This window comes from Methylobacterium sp. J-118 (genome assembly GCF_057836565.1).
Window position 1 is genome coordinate 1,463,887 of sequence record NZ_JBYQFA010000001.1, and the last position, 20,153, is coordinate 1,484,039.

The window sequence follows — 20,153 nt, forward strand, 5'->3', positions numbered from 1 at the left end:
CCCGCGCGTGACGCCCGGCACGAATTGGCTCTCGTGCCGGCGGGACTTCGCGGGCGCGAGCCTGTACAGCGTCCGCTCGTTTGACAGCATCACCGACCAGAGATCCCGTGCCCCTGCTCGCAGACCGCGCCCCCGCCAAGGTCAACCTGACGCTCCACATCCTCGGGCGGCGGGCCGGCGACGGCTATCACGCGCTGGAGAGCCTGGTGGCCTTCGCGGGGACGGCCGACCGGCTGACCCTCGACCCCGGCGCTCCGCTCGGCCTCACCGTCACCGGCCCCACCGCCGGCCCGGCCGGTCCCACGGACGACAACCTCGTGCTCCGCGCTTCGCGCCACCTCGCGGCGCGGGTGCCGGACCTGCGCCTGGGCGCCTTCCACCTGATCAAGCGCCTGCCGGTCGCGGCCGGGATCGGCGGGGGGTCCTCCGACGCCGCCGCCGCCCTGCGTCTGCTCGCCCGCCTCAACGGGCTGCCGGGCGATCACGCCGCCGTCGTCGCGGCGGCGCGGCAGACCGGGGCCGACGTGCCGGTCTGCCTGGACCCGCGGGCCCGGATGATGCGCGGCGTCGGCGAGGTGATCGGCCCCCCGCTCGGCCTGGCGCCGCTGCCGGCGGTGCTGGTCAATCCCGGCGTTCCGGTGCCGACCGCGCCGGTGTTCAAGGCCCTCGGCCTCGCGGTCGGGCAGAGCCGCGACGGGGCGGCCCATCCCGAGATCACCGAGGACCTCGGCGGCCAAGCCCTGGCGGCGGCCATCGCCCCCGCCCGCAACGATCTGGAGGCGCCGGCCCTGACGGTGGCGCCGGTGATCGGCACGGTCCTGGCGGCCCTGCGCGCGCGGGGCTGCCGGCTCGCGCGGATGTCGGGCTCCGGCGCGACGGTGTTCGCCCTGTTCGACGACCGGCGCGGCGCCGTGCGGGCCGCCTCGGCCCTGCGCGCTGCGCACGCGGATTGGTGGGTGGCGCCGACCTATCTGCGCTGAGACGTACGCCCGTACCGGGGACCGGCGGTCGGCCCGGATTGCGGCTGAGCCCCGTCACGCTCCGGGCCCGGCCCGGCGGATAGCTCGATTCCTCCGGAAGAACGCGTGGCGCTCGGCCTCGGCGCGCACCACCGTGGCGCGTACCTGGAGCAGGTCCTTGCGGGTCAGGAGCCCGACCAGGCGACCGCTCCGCGGATCGGTGACCGGCAGGCGGCCCTGGCCGGCGGCGAGCATCACGTCGAGGGCGTGCGAGACCACGTCGCCCGGATGGACCACAGAGAGGCCGGCATCCGAGACACGCGCGCCGAGCGTGCCGTCCGCCGGGTCGCCGTCCCGCGCCTCCAGGCTCCAGCGCAGGGCGTCGTCGCGCGAGACGAGGCCGACGGGACGGCCCAGCGCATCGACCACCGGGTAGGCGTGACGGGCCCCGGCCTCGATCTCGGCACGCGCCGCGGCGAGGGGCAGGTCCGCGTCCAGGGTCTCGACCGAGCGGGTCATCACCGCCTCGACCCGGGCCAGATCGTAGGGGTCGATCCCGTATTCCCGGGTCACGTGCTGGCCGCGCCGGGCGATCTTCTCGGTGAGGATCGAGCGCTTCAGGAGCAGCACGGTCACCGCATAGGCCGCCATGGTGGCGGCCAGCAGCGGCGCCAGGGCGGCGACGTCGCCCGTCACCTCCACGGCGAAGACGATGCCGGTGAGCGGGGCGGGCAGCGTGCCGCCGAGCATCGCCGCCATGCCGATCAAGGCCCAGAACCCATGCGCGCCCGGCAGGAGCAGGCCGATGAGCCAGCCCACCGCGCCGCCGAGGATCAGCAGGGGCGCGAGCACACCCCCGGACGTGCCCGACGACAGGGCGGCGAGCCAGATCACCGCCTTCACCGCCAGGATCGTCACGACCGCGCCCGCCAGCATATGCCCGGACAGCAGATCGTGGATGACGTCGTAACCGACGCCGAGGGCCCGGGGCTCCACGAGGCCGCCCAGCCCGACCACAACGGCCCCGAGGGCCGGCCACCACATCCAGTGCAGGGGAAGCCGGCCGAACCCGTCCTCCAGGGCGTAGAGGGCCCGGGTCAGGAGTCCCGAGATCAGCCCGCAGGCGATGCCGAGCGCCGCGCAGGCCGGCAGGCCCCACCAGGGCAGCGCCGGATTGTCGGCGAAGGGGAAGAGCGGGCCGACGCCGAACAAAGCCGGTCGCCAGCAGGCCGCCGTCACCGCCCCGACCGCCACCGGGACGAGGCTGCGCGGGCGCCATTCGAACAGCAGCACCTCGACGGCGAGGAGCACCGCCGCCACCGGGGTGCCGAAGATCGCCGTCATGCCGGCGGCGGCGCCTGCCACCAGCAGGGTCTTCCGTTCGGCGGCGCTGAGATGGAAGAACTGGGCGAACAGGGAGCCGACCGCCCCGCCCGTGACGATGATCGGGCCCTCCGCGCCGAACGGCCCGCCGGTCCCGATCGCCACGGCCGACGAGAGCGGCTTGAGCACCGCCACCCGCGGCGACATCCGGCTGCCGCCGATCAGGATCGCCTCCATGGCCTCCGGGATGCCGTGGCCGCGAATCTTCTCGGAGCCGTAGCGCGCCATGGCACCGACGATCAGCGCGCCGATCACCGGGATCGCCACCGTCCAAGGGCTTGGCGCGACGCCGGCCAGGGACGTGAGCGACGTGTCGAGGCGGCCGTACCACGCGAGATTGGTGACCAGGCCGATGAGCGTGAGCAAGAGCCAAGCCGTGCCGCTCGCCGCCGTGCCGGTGATGGCCGCCATTCCGGCCAGGGTCACCACCCGCCGATCGGCACTGAAATCCCCCAGCGCCCGGCGGGCCGGCCCGTCGCCGCCACGCTCGAACTCGGTCCCGCCGCTCATTCGGATCTCCTTCCCGCAGACCCCCCATTTATATCGTGATACGATATATTCCAGGGTCCGATCGGCGGGTAGGCCTGCCCGAGACGTTTGAGGGCTGCGATGGCTGCGGATGCACCGGGAACCGAGACGCTGTCGGCGGAGCAATACGGGGCGCTGGCGGATTTCCGCTTCCGCCTCCGGCGCTTCCTGGCCTTCAGCGAGGCCGCGGCCGCCCGGGCGGGGCTGCCGCCGCAGCAGCATCAGGCGCTGCTGACCCTGGCCGGCCAGGCCGGACGCGCCCCCGCCACGGTCGGGCTGCTGGCCGAGCAACTGCTCATCGCGCCCCACACCGCCGCCGAGCTGGTCGCCCGGATGGTCGAGGGCGGATTGCTGACCAAGACCCGGGACGCCGAGGATCGGCGCCGGAGCGTCCTGGCGCTCACGCCCCGCGCAGAGGCGCTGCTGGGCTCGCTGACCGCGGCGCACCTCGAAGAGCTGCGCGGGCTGGCGCCGGCGCTGGCCGAAGCGCTGTCCCGCCCCGCGGCGCGTTGACGCATCGAACGCCGGATGGTTCGACCGTCAGGGGGCCTTTCGATGATGAACCCGCACGACTCGAACGCACGCAGCGCCAAGCTTCGGCGCTTCTATGCGGCTTGGGTCTCGGGGCCCTCCGCCGACGCCGACATCGCCGCGGCCTCCGCCGCCGTCCCGCGGGACCCGTGACGCTTTGCGGTCAATGCGTATGGCCTGTGCGCTTCGTGGGCTCACCGGTCTCCATCAGCCTCCCGGATCGGCTGGAGGCGGAGACAACGCGGCCAGCGCTGGGCGGCGGCTGCCGGCGGCGCGGTCGCTCGACCTCCATACGGCGCCGGATGACGGCTGCCGGTACGAGGGCGGGGATTGGTGGGCAGTCGACGCGGGAGCCGTGAGGCGCCGTCTCAGCGCGCCCGCGCCACGCAGAACTCCACGGCGCCGACGAGGGCGGCCTTCACCGGGCCCTCCGGGAAGACGTCGAGGGCCGCCCGGGCCTGGGCGCCGTAATCATGGGCGCGGGCCACGGTCTCCTGGAGCGCGCCGTGCCGCTGGAGCAGGTCGAGGGCGGTCTCGAGATCGCCGTCCCGGATCTCGCCCTGCTGCAGGGTACGCCGCCAGAAGCCGCGCTCGCCCTCGCTACCCCGGCGGTAGGCGAGCACGATCGGCAGGGTGATCTTGCCCTCGCGAAAGTCGTCGCCGACGTTCTTGCCGAGTTCCGCCGAGGTGCCGCCGTAATCGAGCACGTCGTCGATCAATTGGAACGCGATGCCGAGATTCATCCCGTAGGCGCGGGCGGCCGCCTGGTCCGCCTCCGGCCGGGCTGCGAGCACCGGCCCGACCTCGCAGGCGGCGGCGAACAATTCGGCGGTCTTGCCGCGGATCACCGCCAGATAGGCGGCCTCGTCGGTCTCCAGGTTCTTGGCGTTGGTGAGCTGCATGACCTCGCCCTCGGCGATCACCGTGGCGGCGGCCGAGAGGATGTCGAGCGCCCGCAGGGAGCCGACCTCGACCATCATCCGGAAGGCCTGGCCGAGCAGGAAATCGCCGACCAGCACCGAGGCCTCGTTGCCCCACTTGATCCGGGCGGCGACCCGGCCGCGGCGCATGTCGCTCTCGTCGACCACGTCGTCGTGCAGGAGCGTCGCGGTGTGCATGAACTCGACGCTGGCGGCGAGCTTCACGTCCCCGTCCGCGTCCCCCGCGTAGCCGCAGAGCCGGGCGCAGGCGAGCGTCAGGATCGGACGCAGGCGCTTGCCGCCGGAGGCGATCAGGTGGTTGGCGACCTCGGGGATCATCGCCACGTCCGAGCCGGTCCGCGACAGGATCGTGGTGTTGACCCGCGCCATGCCGTCCGCCACCAGCGCGACGAGGTCGTTCAGCCCCGCCTCCGCCTCGGGCTTCGGATTCTCGATGGAGAGGGCAATACCCAAGATCCGCAACCTCCAGTCCGGTTCCGCCCCGGGCGGCGGGCGATCCCTTCGCACGGGCCCCGCGGCGCCGCAACATCGGCTCCCATTGGATATGGGGCGGCGCGGACGCGGAACCGGCGCGGCGAAATCGCCGGCTGAAAACCCAGGGCCCATCGGGGGATCATCATGATCGAGCTGATCCGGGCCAACGATGTCGTTCTGATCGGGTTCGCCCGCACGATCCTCGAAGCGGCCGAAATCCCGGTCCTCGTGGCCGACAGCCATATGAGCCTGATGGAGGGCTCGATCGGCGTGTTCGGCCAGCGCCTCCTGGTCCCGCGCGACCACGAGGCCCAGGCCCGGCGCCTGCTCGGCGATGCCGGCCTCGCCCACGAGTTGCGCCAGCCGTGACGGAACCGCCGGACGCCGTCCTGGGCGGGATCCTGCGGCTCCACCAGCCGCCCCGGGGGGCGCACCGGGCCGGGACCGACGCGGTGCTGCTCGCCCGGCTGCTGGTGCCGGCCGCCGGCTGCCGGCTCTGCGATGTCGGTGCCGGAACCGGGGCGGTGGGCCTCGGCTGCGCGGCTTTGGCGCCGGGGCTCCGGCCGACCCTGGTCGAGCGCGACCCCGGCCTCGCCGAGACGGCCTGGGCGAATGCGGCGCTCAACGGGATCGACGCCGACGTCATCGAGGCCGACGTCCTTCTGCCCGCGGCCGAACGCCGCGCCGCCGGCCTGCTGCCGGACCGGTTCGACGTGGTCCTGACCAACCCGCCCTTCTTCGAGGCCAGCACGCATCGCACCTCGCCGCATCCCGAGCGCGCCGCGGCCCACACCTTCCCGGCGGGGAGCCTGGATGCCTGGATCCGCGCCTGCACGGCGATCCTCCGGCCGGGGGGGCGGCTCGGGCTGATCCACCGGGCCGACGCGCTCCCCGCCTGCCTGGACGCGCTCCGGGGGCGCTACGGCGCCCTGACGATCCGACCCGTCCACGCCCGGGCCGAGGCCCCGGCGATCCGCGTGTTGATCGCCGCCACCAAGGGGAGCCGCGCCGGCCTGAGCCTGCTACCGCCCCTCGTGCTGCACGGGCCGGACGGGGCGTTCACCCCCGAGGCCGAGGCGCTCCACCGGGGTGCGCCCTGGCCCAAGCCTTGACCGGTATCCTCATGCCGCGAGGGCGGTCGGCGCGGCATCAGCTATACCGAGGAAGCGCTCGACCTCCGCGAGGTCCGGGAAGGCCAGGAATTCCGGCCGCAAGGGTGCCGGCAGACCCTCGAAGTTGAGCCCGGGGAACGTGTCGGGATGCGGGTAGAGCTGCCAGCCGGCGCCCGGCTCCGCCGGGGGGAACAGGATCGCGACCTTCTCGGTCCCCAGCCGGACGATCCGCGTCGGGCTGTACGACAGGGTCTCGATGCTCCAGCCCCGGTGGGCGTCCCGGCGGGCCTTCAGGGTGCGGTGGCGCGTCGCGCGATGCATGGCGGTCTCCTGCGGTTGGGAATGGGGGTCAGGCGGCGCTGCGGCGGCCGGAGCGCTTCGGCCAGCCGAGCGCCACGAGGCGCGCCTTGGCGTAGTCGCGGACCTCGTCGCGGGTGCCGGCGGGCATCGTGGCGAGGACGGCCTGCGTGGCTCCGTCCAGCATCAGGTCGGTGACCGCGTTGATCGTGCCGGCCTCGTCGATGCGGCGCTTCAGATCGCCCTCCGCCTCGGTGATCGCATCGAAGGCCGGGGTCTCCTCGAAATCCTCGTCCACGGCCCGGACGGGGATCTGGTGGGCGCGGAACTCGTCGGCCTCCTCCTCGGAGTAGACGAGCCCGTGGAGCTCGATCAGCTTGAGGATGACGCGGTCTTTCCCGCGTTTCTCGGCCATGGCGTAGACGTAGGCCGCCTGCTTGCCCGAGACGCGGTAGTTCACGTTGACCAGGGCCTCGCCCATCGACCATTCGACGCGCGCGGGGCCGGGCTTGGTGCCGGGCAGGCGTCCGGTCACCAGGAGCACCGCCTCGTCGCGCTCGGCGCGGATGACGGTCGGCGGCTCGAACACGATCCCGGCCTGGGCGGCGATGCGCTCCAGGGTCTTGTGGTAGATCACGGCCGTTCCCTGGACGCGCCAGACATTGCCCCCGAAGGGCTCGCCGTAGCGGACGAGGATGTCGGCGATCTGCTTGTCGGCGGTTCGCATGGGCTCGCTCCGGCGAGAGGATGCCGCGTCATCCACAGCTATGTGCGGCGACGGTCTTCCGTTCTCTTTTTGTTCACGTCTATATGCCCAATCCTCCCGACGCGCGCAAGGGCTGGCCGGCGCGGCGTACCCGCGCCGCCGGTCTATCGCCGGCCGCGCGGCACTGTGAACAGGTGCGGGAAAGGCCGCATTGTTGCTGCACCGCACCCTAGGGTAGACCGGCGGTCACGATGTCCGAGACCGCAGCCGCGATGACGCCTTCCCTCTGGACCCGCCTGTCGAATCCCGGCCATTTCATGCGCTGGTCTGGCGCCCTGGTGCCGTGGCTCACGGCCCTGTCGCTCGCCGTGCTGGCCGTGGGCCTGTACCAGACCTTCTTCGTGGTCCCGCCGGACTACCAGCAGGGCGAGACCGTGCGGATCATGTACATCCACGTCCCGGCGGCGTGGCTCGGCGTGTTCTTCTACGGGGCCATGAGCCTGTCGGCGATCGGAACCCTGGTCTGGCGCCACCCGCTGGCCGACGTCGCCCAGCGCGCGGCGGCGCCGATCGGCGCGGCCTTCACGCTGATCTGCCTCGTGACCGGCTCCCTCTGGGGCAAGCCCATGTGGGGCACCTACTGGGTCTGGGACGCGCGGCTGACCTCGATGCTGGTCCTGCTGCTGATTTATTGCGGGATCATCGCCCTCTGGCGGACCCTGGAGGACCCGAACCGGGCCGCGCGGGCGGTGGCGATCCTGACGCTGGTCGGCGCCGTGAATCTGCCGATCATCAAATTCTCAGTGAACTGGTGGTCGACCCTGCACCAGCCGGCCTCGATCCTGCGCATGGGCGGTTCGACCATCGATCCCTCGATGCTGTACCCCCTGCTGATCATGATCGCCGCCGCGACCCTCGGCGGCACGACCCTCCACCTCTACGCGATGCGCACCGAGATCATGCGCCGCCGGGTGCGGACGCTGACGATCCGCGAGGCCGAGCGCCTGGACCGCACCCAGCCCCGCATCGCGCCGCAGCCGGCCGGGCTGCCGGTCGGACAACCGGTCTAGGAGCGCCGCGATGGATCTCGGGTCTCACGGCGGCTTCATCCTCGGCGCCTATGCCTTCACGGCCCTGGTGATGGTCGCCCTCATCGGGAACGCGATCCGCGACCGGCGGGCGCAAGTCCGGGCCCTGAAGGGCTTCGGCGAGGACCGGCGATGACCGCGCCGCTCGACGAGACGGCGGAGCGGCCGCCGCCGGTCCGCCGGTCCCTGCTGCTGATCCTGCCGGCCCTCGCCTTCGCGGCGCTGGCGGCCGTGCTGTTCCTGCGCCTGCGCTCCGGGGTCGACCCGGCCGCCCTGCCCTCCGCGATGATCGGCAGGCCGGTGCCGCGCTTCGACCTGCCCGCCGTGCCAGGGCTCGCCGCTTCGGGCGCGGCGGTACCGGGCCTGTCGAGCGCGGACCTGAAGGGGCAGATCACGGTGGTGAACGTCTTCGCCTCGTGGTGCGCCCCCTGCCAGGTGGAGCACCCGATGCTGATGCGGCTCGCCCGCGAGCCCGGCATCCGCCTCGTGGGCATCGACTACAAGGAGCCGAGCCCGGAGGCCGGACAGCGCTTCCTCGCCCGGCACGGCGTGCCGTTCAGCGCGGTGGGAGCCGATGCCAGCGGGCGCGCGGCGATCGATTTCGGCGTCTACGGCGTGCCCGAGACCTTCATCATCGGGCCGGACGGCGTGATCCGCGACAAGCTGGTCGGGATCCTCACGCCCGAGAATTTCGCCAGCGTGCTCACGCGGATCCGGGCCGCCGGCAAGGTCGCGGCGGCGCAGTAGCGCCTCGAGCGCTCTCCGCCGGACTGGGCCCCGGTTCGGCGCACGAGAGCGCGTCACAACGAAGGCTGAGAACCGGCTGCGATTGAAGCGCGATCGGAACCAGCTCTAAGCGCCCGGCTGCGGATCCTTGCGCTCGTAGCGGGTGAGGAGCGGCGTCTGCGCGAGGGCGAACAGCACGGTGAGCGGCATGATGCCGAACACTTTGAAGTTGACCCAGAAATCCTCGGTCTGGGTACGCCACACGACCTCGTTCAAGGCCGCCAGGACGAAGAAGAACAGGCCCCAGCGGAGGGTGAGTTTCCGCCAGCCCTCCTCGGTGAGGCTGAACATCGAATCGAGCACCACCGACAGGAGCGGCCGTCCGAAGGCGAGGCCGCCGAGCAGCACGGCGCCGAACAGGGCGTTCACGATGGTCGGCTTGACCATGATGAAGGTCTTGTCCTGCAGCGCCACGGTCAGACCGCCGAACACCACCACCACGGCGCCGGACACGAGCGGCATGATCGGCAGGCGCCGCATCAGGACGTAATGGATCGCCAGCGCCACCACCGTCGCCGCGATGAACACGCCGGTGGCCACGAACAGCTTCTGGTCCGGGGCCACGCCGAATTTTTCCGAGTAGGCGTTGCCCAGGAAGAACAGCACCAGGGGCCCGAGCTCCAGCGCCAGCTTCACGAGGGGCGCCAGATGGCGGCGCGGGGGGACGGATTCGATCTGCATGCGCTCTGGTTGGCTCGGATGCGGCGCCCGCGCTAGGCTGCGGCACCGGACTGGATTCGTCGGGGTGTGTGTAACGCGGGGCGCGCGATGTCCATCATCATCGAGAACGCCGAGGTCGAGGCGCTGCTCACCGACCTCGCGGCGGAGACCCGACAGCCGGCGCCGGATCTGCTGCTGGCGTTGCTCAGGCGTGAGCGGAAGCGGCTGAGAGATGACGTGGGACGCCGCATCGCCCAGGGATTGGAGGCCGATGAGGCGATGCGCCGTGGCCTTAACGCCAGTCCGCTCGCGGATCCGCGGCCGATCGATGAGATCCTTGCGTATGACGAGCAGGGTCTCCCGACGTGATCGTCGTCGACTCGTCGGCCTTCATCGCGATCCTGCGTCGGGAACCCGACGCTGAGCAACTCTCCGGCGTATTGGCGCTCGCAACAGCTCCCGCGATGGCAGCGGCGACCTATCTGGAATGTGCGATCGTCGCCTCGCGCGTGCCGAGGGGACGCATGGTGCTCGACGACTGGATTGTCGCACGCGGCATCACGGTACTGCCCGTCGACCACAGACTCGCTCAGATCGCCGCCGATGCCTTTGCCCGTTACGGCAAGGGTCGGCATCCGGCCGGCCTCAACTTCGGCGATTGTTTCGCCTACGCGCTCGCCCGGTCGCTCAACGCGCCGCTCCTGTTCAAGGGCGAGGATTTCGCCCGGACGGACGTGCTGCGGGCGGTTGCCTAATCCTTCTCCAGCCCGGCGATCGCCCGGGCGAAGTCCCGGGCCGCGAACGGCTCCAGGTCCTCCACACCCTCGCCGACGCCGATGAAATGCACCGGCAGGCCGAACTTGGCCGCCAGCGCCACCAGGATGCCGCCCCGGGCGGTGCCGTCGAGCTTGGTCATCACCAGACCTGACACCGGCGCGGCCTGCGAGAACAGCTCCACCTGCGAGAGGGCGTTCTGGCCGACCGTGGCGTCGAGGACGAGGAGCGTCGCGTGCGGGGCGTCGGGATCCTGCTTGCGCAGCACACGCACGATCTTCTCCAGCTCCGCCATCAGCCCGGCCTTGTTCTGGAGCCGGCCGGCGGTGTCGATCAGGAGCACGTCGGTCCCGGCGGCGCCCGCCTGCTTGAGGGCGTCGAAGGCGAGCCCGGCGGCGTCTGCGCCCTGAGCGCCGCTCACCACCGGCGTGCCGGTACGCGCCCCCCAGACCTTGAGCTGCTCGACCGCCGCCGCCCGGAACGTGTCGCCGGCCGCGAGCATCACGGTCCGCCCCTCCGCCCGCAGCTTCGAGGCGAGCTTGCCGAGCGTCGTGGTCTTGCCGGCCCCGTTCACCCCGACCGTGAGGATCACGAACGGTTTTCTCGCCGTGTCGACGGTGAGGGGCACCGCCACCGGCTCCAGCGCCCGCTCGACCTCCGTCGCCAGGATCGCCCGCACCTCGTCGGGGGAGATGCCCTTCTCGTAGCGGCCCTTGCCCACCGCCTCCGAGATCCGCATCGCGGTCTCGAGGCCGAAATCGGCCTGGATCAGGGCATCCTCCAGATCCTCGAGGGTCGTGGCGTCGAGCTTGCGCTTGGTGAACAGGCCCGTGACCCGCTCGGAGAGCGCCGAGGAGGTCCGCTTCATCCCGGAGGTAAGCCGGCTCCACCAGCCCTTGGCCTCCGGCTCGCGGTCGGGCCCCGCGCCGGCATCGTGGGCGAGCGCCGCGGCGCTGTCGACGGGCTGGATGTCGGGGGCGGGCTCCACAGCCGGCTCCCGGGCCGCGCCGCCGGTATCGACCGGGTTGGCCCCGTGCTCGGGGGCGTCGCCGGCCGTGCCGGCGGGTGGATGCTCGGGTTCGCCCGCGATCGGCAGCAGATCCGCACCCTCGACCACGTCCGGGAGCGGGGCCGCGTTCTCCTCGTGCGGCATCGGGAGATGCGCGACATCCTCCGCGCCGGTGGCGAAGTCGGGCTGGCCCTCGGAGGGCGAGGCCGCCTCCGCGGGCAGGTCCGCCTCGGGCTTCTCCTCGGCCGCGTCCGGGCCCTTGCGCCCGAACAGGCGTCCGAACCAGCCGGGCTTGTCCTCGCTCGCCATGAAACCTCGTCCTCGCCCCACCTTGCCGACCCGGCGCCGACCCTCTAGCCGGTCCGGATGCCCAACGCCTTCGACATAGGCGCCCGCCTCCTCTACCGCGATGCCCTGCTGCTCGTCATCGACAAGCCGGCGGGCCTGCCGGTCCATCCCGGGCCCCGCGGCGGCGAGACGCTGACCGACCATCTCGACGCTCTGCGGTTCGGCCTGCCGCGCCGCCCCGAGGCCGCGCACAGGCTCGACCGGGACACCTCCGGCTGCCTCGCGCTCGGCCGCCACGCCAAGGCGCTGGCCCGGCTCGGCAAGCTCTTTTCCGGCAGCGCCGTCGACAAGACCTACTGGGCGCTCGTCGAGGGCGGCCCGGCGGAAGCGAGCGGCCGCATCGATCTGCCGCTGGCGCGCCGCTCGGACGACCCGCGCTCCTGGTGGATGAAGGCCGACCCGGCGGGCGACCCAGCGCTGACCCATTGGCGCGTCCTCGGGCGCGCCGGGGGACGGACATGGCTGGAGCTGAAGCCGGTCACCGGCCGCACGCACCAGCTCCGGGTCCACTGCGCCGCCTCGGGCTGGCCGATCGTCGGGGATCCGATCTACGGGAGCGGCCCGCGCGGCGGCAGCCTTTACCTCCACGCGCGCACATTGACGATCCCGCTCTACCCGAAGCGGGACGCGATCACGGTCACCGCGCCGCCGCCGCCGCACATCGCCGCCGCCCTGACGGCGATGGAGCCTCAGGCCGCGATCAACCGCGCGCCGTCGTGAGAAGCGATACGAACGTCGTGGAACGTCCCGGGGGGCGTCTCGACCGCGAGGCGCACCGGCGTGAAATCCGGGCTGCGGCCGATGCCGCCGCGTTCGGCCAGGACCGTCACCCGGCGCCCGACCTGCCCATCGAGGTGCCGGCGTAGGGCGTCGGCGCCGGCCGCGCGCAGGCGGCTCGCGCGATCCCGGATCGCGTCCGGCGCCACCGGCGGCATGCGCGCCGCCGGCGTCCCGGGGCGGGGCGAGTACGGGAAGACGTGCAGGTGGGTCAGGCCGCATTCCGCCACGAGGTCGAGGGAGCGGGCGAACTGCGCCTCGGTCTCCGTCGGAAAACCCGCGATCAGGTCGGCACCGAGCACGATATCCGGGCGCAGCCGCCGCACGGTCTCGCAGAACCGGATCGCGTCGGCGCGGCTGTGCCGACGCTTCATGCGTTTGAGGATCAGGTCGTCGCCGGCCTGGAGGGACAGGTGCAGGTGCGGCATCAGCCGTTCCTCCTCGGCGATTGCGCCGAGCAGGGCGTCGTCCGCCTCCACGGAGTCGATGGAGGAGAGGCGTAGGCGCGGGAGGTCCGGCACGGCCCGCAGGATCTGCCGCGCGAGGCCACCGAGGGACAGCGGCGCCCCGGGAAGGTCGCGGCCGTAGGCGGTGAGATCGACGCCGGTGAGGACGATTTCGCGGCCGCCCTGCGCCACGATCGTCTCCACGTGGGCGACCACATCGGCCGCCGGCACCGAGCGGGACGGGCCACGGCCGAAGGGAATCACACAGAAGGTGCAGCGATGGTCGCAGCCATTCTGCACCGGCACGAAGGCCCGGGTATGCCCGGCCATCGCAGAGATTCGCGTCGGCTCGGCCGCACGCGCCGCCATCACGGCGCCCGGCCCCGTCGCCACCGCCGACCAGCCCTCCGGCCGGAGCTTCTCGGCATTGCCGACGAGGCGCGCGACCTCGGGCATGGCCGCGTAGGCCGCCGTCTCGACCTCGGCGCCGCAGCCTGTGACCACGATCTCGGTGCCCGGCCGCTCCCGGGCGATCCGGCGGATCGCCTTGCGGGCCTGCCGGCCGGCCTCGGCCGTGACCGCGCAGGTGTTCACCACCACCCGGTCGCGGCCGTCCGCCGCCGCGTGGACCTTCAAAGCCTCGGACTCGACCGTGTTGAGGCGGCACCCGAAGGTGAGGGTCTCGACCGCCATCAGGCCGCGCCGGCGAACAGCTCCGGCGCCAGGGTCCCCTCGGCGACGAGCGCGACCGGGCCGGTCATCAGGACGTGGTCGTCGGCACGCCATTCCACGAACAGGTCGCCGCCGGGGAGCGCGACGCTTGCCTGCCGGCCGATCATCCTGAGCCGCGAGGCCGCCACGACGGCGGCGCAGGCGGCAGTGCCGCAGGCCAGCGTCAGCCCGGCCCCGCGCTCCCAGACGCGGAGCTTGATCGCCTCGTATCCGGTGACCTGCGCGATCGAGATGTTGGCGCGCTCGGGGAAGCGCGGGTGGTTCTCCAGCATCGGGCCGATGCGGGCGAAGTCGTAGGAATCCGGGTCGGCCGCCACGAAGAACACCGCGTGCGGATTGCCCATGTTGACGACGCCCGGCGAGTGCAGGATCGGATCGTCGATCGGGCCGACCTGGAGTTCGATCCGCCGGGTATCGGGGAACGGCTCGGACAGGGGGATCTCGTCCCAGGCGAGCCGCGGCCGGCCCATATCGACCGTGAAGGCGCGCTCGGAGATGCGGCGCACGCCGAGGAGACCCGCGGCGGTCTCAAGGGTCAGCCGGCCGCCCTCGGCGGGGCGGGCCATGGCCGGATCGTCGAGCATCGCGTAGGCGACGCAGCGGGTGCCGTTGCCACAGGCCCCCGATTCCGAGCCGTCGGTGTTGTAGATCCGCACGAAGGCGTCCGTGCCCGGGCTCACGGGATCGTGCAGCACCATGAGCTGATCGAAGCTGGAGCCCGGATCCCGGGCGATCGCCCGCGCCTCCCCGGGACGGACCGACGCGGTGGAGCCACGCAGGTCCAGCACCACGATCGCGTTGCCGGCGCCGTGCATCTTCAGGAAGCGTCTGTGGGCGAGTGCGCTCATGCGGTCCCGCGGGGCGAGGGAGGGGCCGCTATATCGCAAAAGCACCGCTCCGGCGCGAGGGGTCCGGCGGCGTGGCAGATGCGCCGCACCCGCGGCTCTCGTCCGCGGCGCCCTCGCGGGTTTCCCCTTTCGCCACTAGGTTAGCCGGCGGGAGCTCGCGCGATCCTCCGCCGGGCCTCGACCGGAGCGCCCCCGTGATCCGCCTTCGTCCGCTCGTCGCCCTCTCGGCCGCCCTGATGCTCGCCGCCGGCCCGCTCGCCGCACAGCAGGCCGCTCCGCCCCCCTCCACCGCGCCGGCACCGGCCCAGACCAATCCGCTGCCCACGACGACCGCACCGAATCCGGTGCCCGATCCGGGGAAGAGCGCGGCCCCCGCGCCGGAACAATCGGTCGCCCCCCCGCCCGCCGGCCAGACCGCCGCGGGGACGCCCGCCCGGCCGACCCTGGTCGACAAGCCCGGCGATCCCGGCGACGTCGACGAGGTCACGCTGCCCGCCAAGCCGGCCGCGATCCTCTCGGGCAAGACCAAGTGGGAGGAGGCGGTGCCGAGCCTGAAGCAGGCCTTCGCGCGGATCGAGGCGGATCTCGCCAAGCTCGGCGTCGCGCCGGCGGGCCGGCCGCTCGCGGTCTTCACCCGTACGGACGATGACGGCTTCGAGTTCGAGGCGATGATCCCGGTGGCGGCGGCGCCGAACCCGGCGCCTGCCGATTCCGACGGGCTGCGCTTCGGCACGACCCCGTCGGGCAAGGCCCTGCGCTTTGCCCACAAGGGGTCCTACGAGTCGATCGACGGCACCTACGAGACCCTGACCGCCTATCTCGATGCCAAGGACATCGTGGTGCAGGACCGGTTCGTCGAGGAATACGCCACCGACCTCAACGACAGCACCGACGACAACCTCGACGTGAACATCTACGCCCTGGTGAAGTAGGTCTCGGCAGATCTTCCGGCGTGGTGGAGCTATCCCGTCGACGGGCGCTGCGGTTCAGAGCGGCCGCGCGCCCTCCCTCCCCGGCCGAGCTGCGGACTGCGCAGGTTTCGATCGTAGCCGTGGGCGGAGGGGGAGGGAGATCCACGGCTCACGATCGCCCGATGCCGGAACCGGAGCGGCTTGATCGGACAGATCGCCGCTGCTGCGCCCCGGCAGGAACAGCGGCGTCCGCTCGCGGATTCGCCCTGCATGCCAACCGCCGACCTTAGAACCGAGACCGTCCCGCGTCCGCGCCGCAAGGCGGCCTCCACTGTCGCGGATCCCGCTCTGGCCGAGAAGGCGCTCGTCGTCCACGCGCGGCTCTCCCCGGTCTATGGCTGCCCGATCCCGTACTTCCACAGCCTCGATCCAGTAAGCGAACTCGTCTCCTCGCTCCTGTCGCACCGGACCCGCAACGCCGAGTCCGGGCGCGCCTTCAAGGCCCTGCGCGCGCGGTTTCCGGACTGGGCGGCGCTCATCGACGCCGACGTGCCGGAGATCGAGGCGGCCATCGCGGGCGTGACCTGGCCGGAACTGAAGGCCCCGCGCCTCCGCGACGTACTCCGCGCCCTGCGCGACCGGTGCGGCACCCTCGATCTCGCCTTCCTGGCCGGCCTGGAGGTGGAAGCCGCGCGGGCGTGGCTGCAGGCGATCCCGGGGGTCGGGCCGAAGACCAGCGCGGCCGTGCTGTCGTTCTCGACCCTGCGGATGCCGGCCCTGCCGGTTGACAGCCACCACCACCGGGTCGCGCAGCGCCTCGGGCTGATCGGTCCCCGGGTCGATGTCGGCCCGGCACACGCGATCCTGCGGGCGCAGCTGCCGGCGGACTGGAGCGCGCAGGATCTCTACGACAATCACGAGATCCTGATGCTGCACGGCCAGCAGGTCTGCCACCACCGCCGGCCGGCCTGCGGGCGCTGCGTCCTGGTCGACCTGTGCCCGAGTGCGCCGGCGATGCGGGAGCCGTGAGCGAGCCTGCGCGCCGTCAGAGTGACTTCAGGTATTCGAGGAGCGCCTTCTTCTCGTCGGCCGAGAGGTCCGTGCCGTACTCGTGCCCGCATCGGCTGTTGCCGGAATTCCGGTCGGTGCAATCCGTCGTCTTCAGCGTGTAGTCGAACAGCGTCTGGTCCTCCGCGAGACCGACGGCGTCGATGTCGTAGTTCGGCCCGACCTTGAAGGCCTGTCGGCGCTGATCGGGCTTCTTCAGGAGATCCGCGAGCGTCGCCACCGAGCCGTTGTGCAGGTAGGGCGCGGCCGCCCAGATCCCTTCGAGCACCCGTGCCTCGTAGGGGTAGGTCCCGGCCGGAACACCGGGGACACAGCTCCCGTCCCCCGTCGCGGCCTGGGGGAACGCCTCGGCGAGGGGCCGCAGCTTCGGCGGCAAGGCCAGGATGTCGAGGCGTAGGGCGGCCATCCCGGGCATCGGGGGCGGCCCGGCGATCAGGAACGGCGGGAAGCTCTGGATGATCGAACCGGTCACCGCATTGGCCAGGATGCTGAAGCTGCATTCGTTCTCGGCCCGCAGCGGTGTCGACTGGACGACGGGGATCTGGGCGCCGGTCAGGATGCCGCTCTTGGCCCGCCATTGCATGACCCCGTGCTCGCGCGAATCGGTGCCGACATCCTTGACGGGGGTCTTCCAGGTCTCTGCTTCGAGGGGCCAATGGGCGCCCGGCTCCGGCCCGTGGCAGTTCTTGCAGCCGCCCTGGGCTTCCGGCCGCGCGAAGATCGCCGCGCCCTGCCGAACCAGGGTCATCTGCAGGCTCCAGGGCCAGCGCGGCGGCCCGATCGCCTTGACCCAGTCCTCGAGCAGCCGCAGACCGTTGAAATTCGCCGAATTGTCGCTGAGGTAGTCGTATCCGGTCAGGATCTTGAACGCGTCCGGACGGGGATGGAACCGACCGAACACGCCGAGCACCTGGCCGAGGTTGCGGGAGAGGGCGAGGGTGTCGTTGCCGTTCGCGGCAAAGCCCGGCCACTGGGTCCGATCCTGGATCGGCGCGTTCCAGAGGAAGGGATAGCGTGCCGGGGCGTCCGCCGCCCGGATGTTGTCCGGGATCATGGTGCCGGGCGGCAGGCCGATGTCGAGCCCCGTGACGCGGTTGAAGATCATCCCGACCGCATCGAGGCGCGACGGCCCCCAGGGCGTCGTCGGCAGCGCCCGCGCCATCAGCGTATGGTAGCGGTCGTACCAGGACCGCGCGACGACGAGGAGGTTCTGGACCGCGCCGGGCTCACCGGCCCCGGCGCCGAGCACCGTCTGCGCGAAGGGCTGGAACGCGGTCTCGCTGGCCACGACCGCGCCCACGGATTCGTCGAGATCGCTCAGGAGCGTCTGGAAGTCGACGATCGCGGGGCCGCCGTCGATCCGGTAGGCCCTGCCGGCGACGGTGATCTGGCGGGTGTGACACGCGGCGCAGCTCATCCCCGCGATCTCGCCCCCGGCGGGCCCGGCGAAGGTGAAGCCGATCGGCAGATCGTCGCGGCTGTCGGGGTTGGGCAGATAGCCGTAGCGCGACAAACTCCCGGCGAGGAACGGCGTCCCGTCGCGCTGCTTCAGGGCTTTCAGCCACGCGAGCGGCATCAGTTCGGAGCCCTGATCCTGAACGTAGAAGGCCCGGCGCTCCCGGTCGCCCCAGCGGAAGCCCTGATCGACCTGGACCGGGGGCGTGGCCTGCGCCCGGGCCCCCGGAACGGCCAGCATCGTCAGGAACGCCACGGCGGCCCCGCGAAATCTGCGCGCGAATGGCATCGCGTCCCCCAGATATTGTATTCAGATAGAATTCGACAGCGAATCAATTCAAACCGCCAATTCATATCATGTACTCGGATGCCGCACAGCGCATTCCGATGGGGCGCGGCGGCCGTTCCGGAACTGCGGGGCCGTGGGTCGGCGCCCGCCCCCCGGCGCGAGAGCCGGTCACGCGACACTCCTTGACCCGTCCGCATCAGCGGTGCGAGTAACCGCGCGCCCGGCCGGCGCGGAGCCCCGGCATGTCTGCTGCTCAGGATCGGCGCCGATGGCCGCGTTCACCGAATTGGTCTTCTCGGGCGTCCAGCCCACGGGCAACCTGCACCTCGGCAACTATCTCGGGGCGGTGAAGCGCTTCGTGGAGATGCAGGCCCGCGACGCGCAGTGCCTGTACTGCGTGGTCGACCTGCACGCGATCACCGTCTGGCAGGACCCGGAGGCCCTGCGCGGCCAGATCCGCGAGGTGACGGCCGCCTTCCTGGCCGCCGGCATCGATCCCGCGCAATCCATCGTCTTCAATCAGAGCCAGGTGCCGCAGCACGCCGAACTCGCCTGGGTGTTCAACTGCGTCGCCCGCCTCGGCTGGCTGAACCGGATGACCCAGTTCAAGGAGAAGGCCGGCAAGGACCGGGAGAACGCCTCCATCGGCCTCTACGATTATCCGGTGTTGATGGCGGCCGACATCCTGGCCTACCGGGCGACCCATGTCCCCGTGGGCGAGGACCAGAAACAGCACCTGGAACTGACCCGGGACATCGCCCAGAAGTTCAACACCGACTTCGGAAGCTCGATCGCGGCGCACGGTCACGGCGAGGCGTTCTTCCCCGTGACCGAACCGCTGATCGGCGGCCCGGCGGCGCGAGTCATGTCGCTGCGGGATGGGTCGAAGAAAATGTCGAAGTCGGACCCGTCCGACAATTCCCGGATCAACCTCACCGACGACGCCGATACCATCGCCCAGAAGATCCGCCGGGCGAAGACCGACCCTGAGCCGCTGCCCTCCGAGATCGCCGGGCTGAAGGACCGGCCGGAGGCCGACAACCTCGTGGGGATCTACGCGGCTTTGGCCGGGATCACCCGCGAGGACGTGCTGCGCGACTTCGGCGGGGCGCAGTTCTCGGCCTTCAAGCCGGCGCTCGCCGACCTCGCGGTGACGAGCCTCGGGCCGATCGCCGGGGAGATGCGCCGGCTCACCGCCGATCCCGGCCATATCGACGCCGTGCTGGCCGACGGGGCGGGGCGGGCCGAGACGATCGCGGCCCAGACGCTGGATGCGGTCAAGGACATCGTCGGCTTCGTGCGCCGGGGTCCCAGCCTTCAGACGGTGCGATGACCGTCCGGGCGCTGGTCTTCGACGTCTTCGGGACGCTGGTCGACTGGCGCTCCGGTGTCGCCCGCGAGGCCACGCGGCTGCTGGCGCCCTTCGCGCCGGGCCTCGATGCCGGGGCCTTCGCGGATGCCTGGCGGGCCCGCTACAACCCCTCGATGGAGACCGTGCGTTCCGGCGCGCGGCCCTTCGTCGATCTCGACACGCTCCAGGCGGAATCGCTGCCCGACGTGCTGGCCCAATTCGGTATCGCGGGCGTCCCGGAGGACCTGCGGCGGGAGCTGGTCCAGGCCTGGCACCGGCTCGACGCCTGGCCCGAAGTGCCGGAGGCCATGCGCCGGCTGCGCGAAAAACACCTCCTGGCGCCGAACTCGAACGGCCACGTCCGGCTGATGGCCGATCTCGCCCGGCGCAACGGCCTGATCTTCGACGCGATCCTGGGCGCCGGCTATTCCCGCGACTACAAGCCCAAGCCCGCGCTCTACCGCGATGCGGTGGCGGCGTTCGGCTTCGCCCCGGGGGAGACCGTGATGGTCGCCGCCCATTCGAACGACCTCACGGCGGCGGCGAGCCATGGCCTGTCCACCGCCCATATCGCCAGGCCGCACGAGCACGGGCCGGGCGGCGGCGAGGCGGGGCCTGCAGTCCCGGTCACCTACGCGGCCCGGGACCTGGCGGATCTGGCCGACCAGCTCGGCTGCTGA

At 72.0% G+C, this 20,153-nt stretch carries 24 protein-coding genes; 15 read left to right on the plus strand and 9 right to left on the minus strand.

The annotated features are described in order from the left end of the window. Positions 1-107 precede the first annotated feature (107 nt). Entirely contained in the window at positions 108-980 is an 873-nt protein-coding gene (locus AC3IF3_RS07070) for a 4-(cytidine 5'-diphospho)-2-C-methyl-D-erythritol kinase (RefSeq protein WP_489227970.1), read from the plus strand. A gap of 54 nt (positions 981-1,034) precedes the next feature. On the opposite strand, the gene AC3IF3_RS07075 is transcribed toward AC3IF3_RS07070, so the two are convergent. Then, complete coding sequence (locus tag AC3IF3_RS07075) at positions 1,035-2,852, minus strand: chloride channel protein (RefSeq protein WP_489227972.1); 1,818 nt, start codon at positions 2,850-2,852, stop codon at positions 1,035-1,037. Between the two features lie 99 nt (positions 2,853-2,951). Between AC3IF3_RS07075 and AC3IF3_RS07080 the strand changes: the two genes are divergently transcribed. Next, positions 2,952-3,383 carry a MarR family winged helix-turn-helix transcriptional regulator gene (locus AC3IF3_RS07080; RefSeq protein ID WP_489227974.1) on the plus strand — a complete coding sequence of 144 codons (432 nt, stop codon included), beginning with the start codon at positions 2,952-2,954 and terminating at the stop codon, positions 3,381-3,383. 42 nt (positions 3,384-3,425) lie between these two features. After that, on the plus strand, positions 3,426-3,554 hold the full coding sequence (locus AC3IF3_RS07085; RefSeq protein WP_489227975.1) for a hypothetical protein: 129 nt from the start codon (positions 3,426-3,428) through the stop codon (positions 3,552-3,554). 215 nt (positions 3,555-3,769) lie between these two features. Here the strand turns inward: AC3IF3_RS07085 and AC3IF3_RS07090 are convergent, their stop codons facing one another. Then, complete coding sequence (locus AC3IF3_RS07090) at positions 3,770-4,789, minus strand: polyprenyl synthetase family protein (RefSeq protein ID WP_489220495.1); 1,020 nt, start codon at positions 4,787-4,789, stop codon at positions 3,770-3,772. A gap of 171 nt (positions 4,790-4,960) precedes the next feature. On the opposite strand from AC3IF3_RS07090, the gene AC3IF3_RS07095 reads away from it, so the two are divergent. Beyond that, complete coding sequence (locus AC3IF3_RS07095; RefSeq protein ID WP_243967898.1) at positions 4,961-5,185, plus strand: putative signal transducing protein; 225 nt, start codon at positions 4,961-4,963, stop codon at positions 5,183-5,185. Next, positions 5,182-5,928, plus strand: a complete 747-nt coding sequence (locus tag AC3IF3_RS07100) for a tRNA1(Val) (adenine(37)-N6)-methyltransferase (protein WP_489227976.1) — start codon at positions 5,182-5,184, stop codon at positions 5,926-5,928. Before AC3IF3_RS07095 ends, AC3IF3_RS07100 begins: the two co-directional genes overlap by 4 nt. Positions 5,929-5,937: 9 nt before the next feature. On the opposite strand, the gene AC3IF3_RS07105 is transcribed toward AC3IF3_RS07100, so the two are convergent. Beyond that, a complete protein-coding gene (locus AC3IF3_RS07105) occupies positions 5,938-6,249 on the minus strand; it encodes a hypothetical protein (protein ID WP_243967900.1) in 312 nt (103 codons plus the stop codon). A gap of 28 nt (positions 6,250-6,277) precedes the next feature. Continuing rightward, positions 6,278-6,952 carry a trna delta -isopentenylpyrophosphate transferase gene (locus AC3IF3_RS07110; protein ID WP_489227978.1) on the minus strand — a complete coding sequence of 225 codons (675 nt, stop codon included), beginning with the start codon at positions 6,950-6,952 and terminating at the stop codon, positions 6,278-6,280. Positions 6,953-7,203: 251 nt separating this feature from the next. Here AC3IF3_RS07110 and AC3IF3_RS07115 point away from each other — a divergent pair, with 251 nt between their 5' ends. From AC3IF3_RS07115 to AC3IF3_RS07125, 3 genes are read left to right on the plus strand one after another with little or no spacing between them, the layout of a single operon-like run. Further along, complete coding sequence (locus AC3IF3_RS07115; protein WP_489220496.1) at positions 7,204-8,001, plus strand: heme ABC transporter permease; 798 nt, start codon at positions 7,204-7,206, stop codon at positions 7,999-8,001. Between the two features lie 10 nt (positions 8,002-8,011). Further along, entirely contained in the window at positions 8,012-8,155 is a 144-nt protein-coding gene (gene ccmD / locus AC3IF3_RS07120; protein WP_243967903.1) for a heme exporter protein CcmD, read from the plus strand. Continuing rightward, positions 8,152-8,766, plus strand: coding sequence for a DsbE family thiol:disulfide interchange protein (locus tag AC3IF3_RS07125; protein WP_489220258.1), 615 nt, complete (start codon positions 8,152-8,154; stop codon positions 8,764-8,766). The genes ccmD and AC3IF3_RS07125 overlap by 4 nt, the downstream gene beginning before the upstream one ends. A 105-nt stretch (positions 8,767-8,871) precedes the next feature. Here the strand turns inward: AC3IF3_RS07125 and AC3IF3_RS07130 are convergent, their stop codons facing one another. After that, complete coding sequence (locus AC3IF3_RS07130) at positions 8,872-9,486, minus strand: septation protein A (protein ID WP_243973133.1); 615 nt, start codon at positions 9,484-9,486, stop codon at positions 8,872-8,874. 87 nt (positions 9,487-9,573) lie between these two features. Between AC3IF3_RS07130 and AC3IF3_RS07135 the strand changes: the two genes are divergently transcribed. After that, entirely contained in the window at positions 9,574-9,834 is a 261-nt protein-coding gene (locus tag AC3IF3_RS07135; RefSeq protein ID WP_489227980.1) for a type II toxin-antitoxin system VapB family antitoxin, read from the plus strand. Beyond that, positions 9,831-10,220, plus strand: coding sequence for a type II toxin-antitoxin system VapC family toxin (locus AC3IF3_RS07140; protein ID WP_489227981.1), 390 nt, complete (start codon positions 9,831-9,833; stop codon positions 10,218-10,220). The genes AC3IF3_RS07135 and AC3IF3_RS07140 overlap by 4 nt, the downstream gene beginning before the upstream one ends. Here the strand turns inward: AC3IF3_RS07140 and ftsY are convergent. Further along, complete coding sequence (gene ftsY, locus AC3IF3_RS07145) at positions 10,217-11,557, minus strand: signal recognition particle-docking protein FtsY (RefSeq protein ID WP_489227982.1); 1,341 nt, start codon at positions 11,555-11,557, stop codon at positions 10,217-10,219. The genes AC3IF3_RS07140 and ftsY overlap by 4 nt on opposite strands. 57 nt (positions 11,558-11,614) lie before the next feature. Here ftsY and AC3IF3_RS07150 point away from each other — a divergent pair, with 57 nt between their 5' ends. Continuing rightward, entirely contained in the window at positions 11,615-12,316 is a 702-nt protein-coding gene (locus tag AC3IF3_RS07150; protein WP_489227984.1) for an RluA family pseudouridine synthase, read from the plus strand. Here the strand turns inward: AC3IF3_RS07150 and mtaB are convergent. Together mtaB and dapF are read right to left on the minus strand one after the other, a co-directional pair. Next, positions 12,286-13,512, minus strand: a complete 1,227-nt coding sequence (gene mtaB / locus AC3IF3_RS07155) for a tRNA (N(6)-L-threonylcarbamoyladenosine(37)-C(2))-methylthiotransferase MtaB (RefSeq protein ID WP_489227986.1) — start codon at positions 13,510-13,512, stop codon at positions 12,286-12,288. The two genes, AC3IF3_RS07150 and mtaB, sit on opposite strands and share 31 nt — an antisense overlap. Next, complete coding sequence (dapF, locus tag AC3IF3_RS07160; protein WP_489227988.1) at positions 13,512-14,399, minus strand: diaminopimelate epimerase; 888 nt, start codon at positions 14,397-14,399, stop codon at positions 13,512-13,514. The genes mtaB and dapF overlap by 1 nt, the downstream gene beginning before the upstream one ends. 194 nt (positions 14,400-14,593) lie before the next feature. On the opposite strand from dapF, the gene AC3IF3_RS07165 reads away from it, so the two are divergent. Both AC3IF3_RS07165 and AC3IF3_RS07170 read left to right on the plus strand, forming a co-directional pair. Then, positions 14,594-15,331 carry a GyrI-like domain-containing protein gene (locus AC3IF3_RS07165; RefSeq protein WP_489220265.1) on the plus strand — a complete coding sequence of 246 codons (738 nt, stop codon included), beginning with the start codon at positions 14,594-14,596 and terminating at the stop codon, positions 15,329-15,331. Positions 15,332-15,580: 249 nt separating this feature from the next. Continuing rightward, complete coding sequence (locus tag AC3IF3_RS07170) at positions 15,581-16,339, plus strand: endonuclease III domain-containing protein (protein WP_489227990.1); 759 nt, start codon at positions 15,581-15,583, stop codon at positions 16,337-16,339. 16 nt (positions 16,340-16,355) lie between these two features. Here the strand turns inward: AC3IF3_RS07170 and AC3IF3_RS07175 are convergent, their stop codons facing one another. Continuing rightward, positions 16,356-18,122 carry a di-heme-cytochrome C peroxidase gene (locus AC3IF3_RS07175; RefSeq protein WP_489227992.1) on the minus strand — a complete coding sequence of 589 codons (1,767 nt, stop codon included), beginning with the start codon at positions 18,120-18,122 and terminating at the stop codon, positions 16,356-16,358. A 268-nt stretch (positions 18,123-18,390) separates the two neighbouring features. On the opposite strand from AC3IF3_RS07175, the gene trpS reads away from it, so the two are divergent. Beyond that, the gene (trpS, locus tag AC3IF3_RS07180; RefSeq protein WP_489227994.1) at positions 18,391-19,455 is read left to right on the plus strand and encodes a tryptophan--tRNA ligase; all 1,065 of its coding nucleotides are present in this window, start codon (positions 18,391-18,393) and stop codon (positions 19,453-19,455) included. After that, positions 19,452-20,153 carry a haloacid dehalogenase type II gene (locus AC3IF3_RS07185; protein ID WP_489227996.1) on the plus strand — a complete coding sequence of 234 codons (702 nt, stop codon included), beginning with the start codon at positions 19,452-19,454 and terminating at the stop codon, positions 20,151-20,153. Before trpS ends, AC3IF3_RS07185 begins: the two co-directional genes overlap by 4 nt.

Excerpts from the sequence above, each read along its gene's own strand:
- AC3IF3_RS07125 (WP_489220258.1), top strand. The coding sequence starts at position 8,152 with ATGACCGCGCCGCTCGACGAGACGGCGGAGCGGCCGCCGCCGGTCCGC.
- ccmD (WP_243967903.1), top strand. The coding sequence starts at position 8,012 with ATGGATCTCGGGTCTCACGGCGGCTTCATCCTCGGCGCCTATGCCTTC.
- AC3IF3_RS07075 (WP_489227972.1), bottom strand. The coding sequence starts at position 2,852 with ATGAGCGGCGGGACCGAGTTCGAGCGTGGCGGCGACGGGCCGGCCCGC.
- AC3IF3_RS07110 (WP_489227978.1), bottom strand. The coding sequence starts at position 6,952 with ATGCGAACCGCCGACAAGCAGATCGCCGACATCCTCGTCCGCTACGGC.
- AC3IF3_RS07095 (WP_243967898.1), top strand. The coding sequence starts at position 4,961 with ATGATCGAGCTGATCCGGGCCAACGATGTCGTTCTGATCGGGTTCGCC.
- ftsY (WP_489227982.1), bottom strand. The coding sequence starts at position 11,557 with ATGGCGAGCGAGGACAAGCCCGGCTGGTTCGGACGCCTGTTCGGGCGC.
- dapF (WP_489227988.1), bottom strand. The coding sequence starts at position 14,399 with ATGAGCGCACTCGCCCACAGACGCTTCCTGAAGATGCACGGCGCCGGC.
- AC3IF3_RS07185 (WP_489227996.1), top strand. The coding sequence starts at position 19,452 with ATGACCGTCCGGGCGCTGGTCTTCGACGTCTTCGGGACGCTGGTCGAC.
- AC3IF3_RS07080 (WP_489227974.1), top strand. The coding sequence starts at position 2,952 with ATGGCTGCGGATGCACCGGGAACCGAGACGCTGTCGGCGGAGCAATAC.
- AC3IF3_RS07130 (WP_243973133.1), bottom strand. The coding sequence starts at position 9,486 with ATGCAGATCGAATCCGTCCCCCCGCGCCGCCATCTGGCGCCCCTCGTG.
- AC3IF3_RS07150 (WP_489227984.1), top strand. The coding sequence starts at position 11,615 with ATGCCCAACGCCTTCGACATAGGCGCCCGCCTCCTCTACCGCGATGCC.
- mtaB (WP_489227986.1), bottom strand. The coding sequence starts at position 13,512 with ATGGCGGTCGAGACCCTCACCTTCGGGTGCCGCCTCAACACGGTCGAG.
- AC3IF3_RS07085 (WP_489227975.1), top strand. The coding sequence starts at position 3,426 with ATGATGAACCCGCACGACTCGAACGCACGCAGCGCCAAGCTTCGGCGC.
- AC3IF3_RS07115 (WP_489220496.1), top strand. The coding sequence starts at position 7,204 with ATGACGCCTTCCCTCTGGACCCGCCTGTCGAATCCCGGCCATTTCATG.
- trpS (WP_489227994.1), top strand. The coding sequence starts at position 18,391 with ATGGCCGCGTTCACCGAATTGGTCTTCTCGGGCGTCCAGCCCACGGGC.
- AC3IF3_RS07105 (WP_243967900.1), bottom strand. The coding sequence starts at position 6,249 with ATGCATCGCGCGACGCGCCACCGCACCCTGAAGGCCCGCCGGGACGCC.
- AC3IF3_RS07170 (WP_489227990.1), top strand. The coding sequence starts at position 15,581 with ATGCCAACCGCCGACCTTAGAACCGAGACCGTCCCGCGTCCGCGCCGC.
- AC3IF3_RS07175 (WP_489227992.1), bottom strand. The coding sequence starts at position 18,122 with ATGCCATTCGCGCGCAGATTTCGCGGGGCCGCCGTGGCGTTCCTGACG.
- AC3IF3_RS07135 (WP_489227980.1), top strand. The coding sequence starts at position 9,574 with ATGTCCATCATCATCGAGAACGCCGAGGTCGAGGCGCTGCTCACCGAC.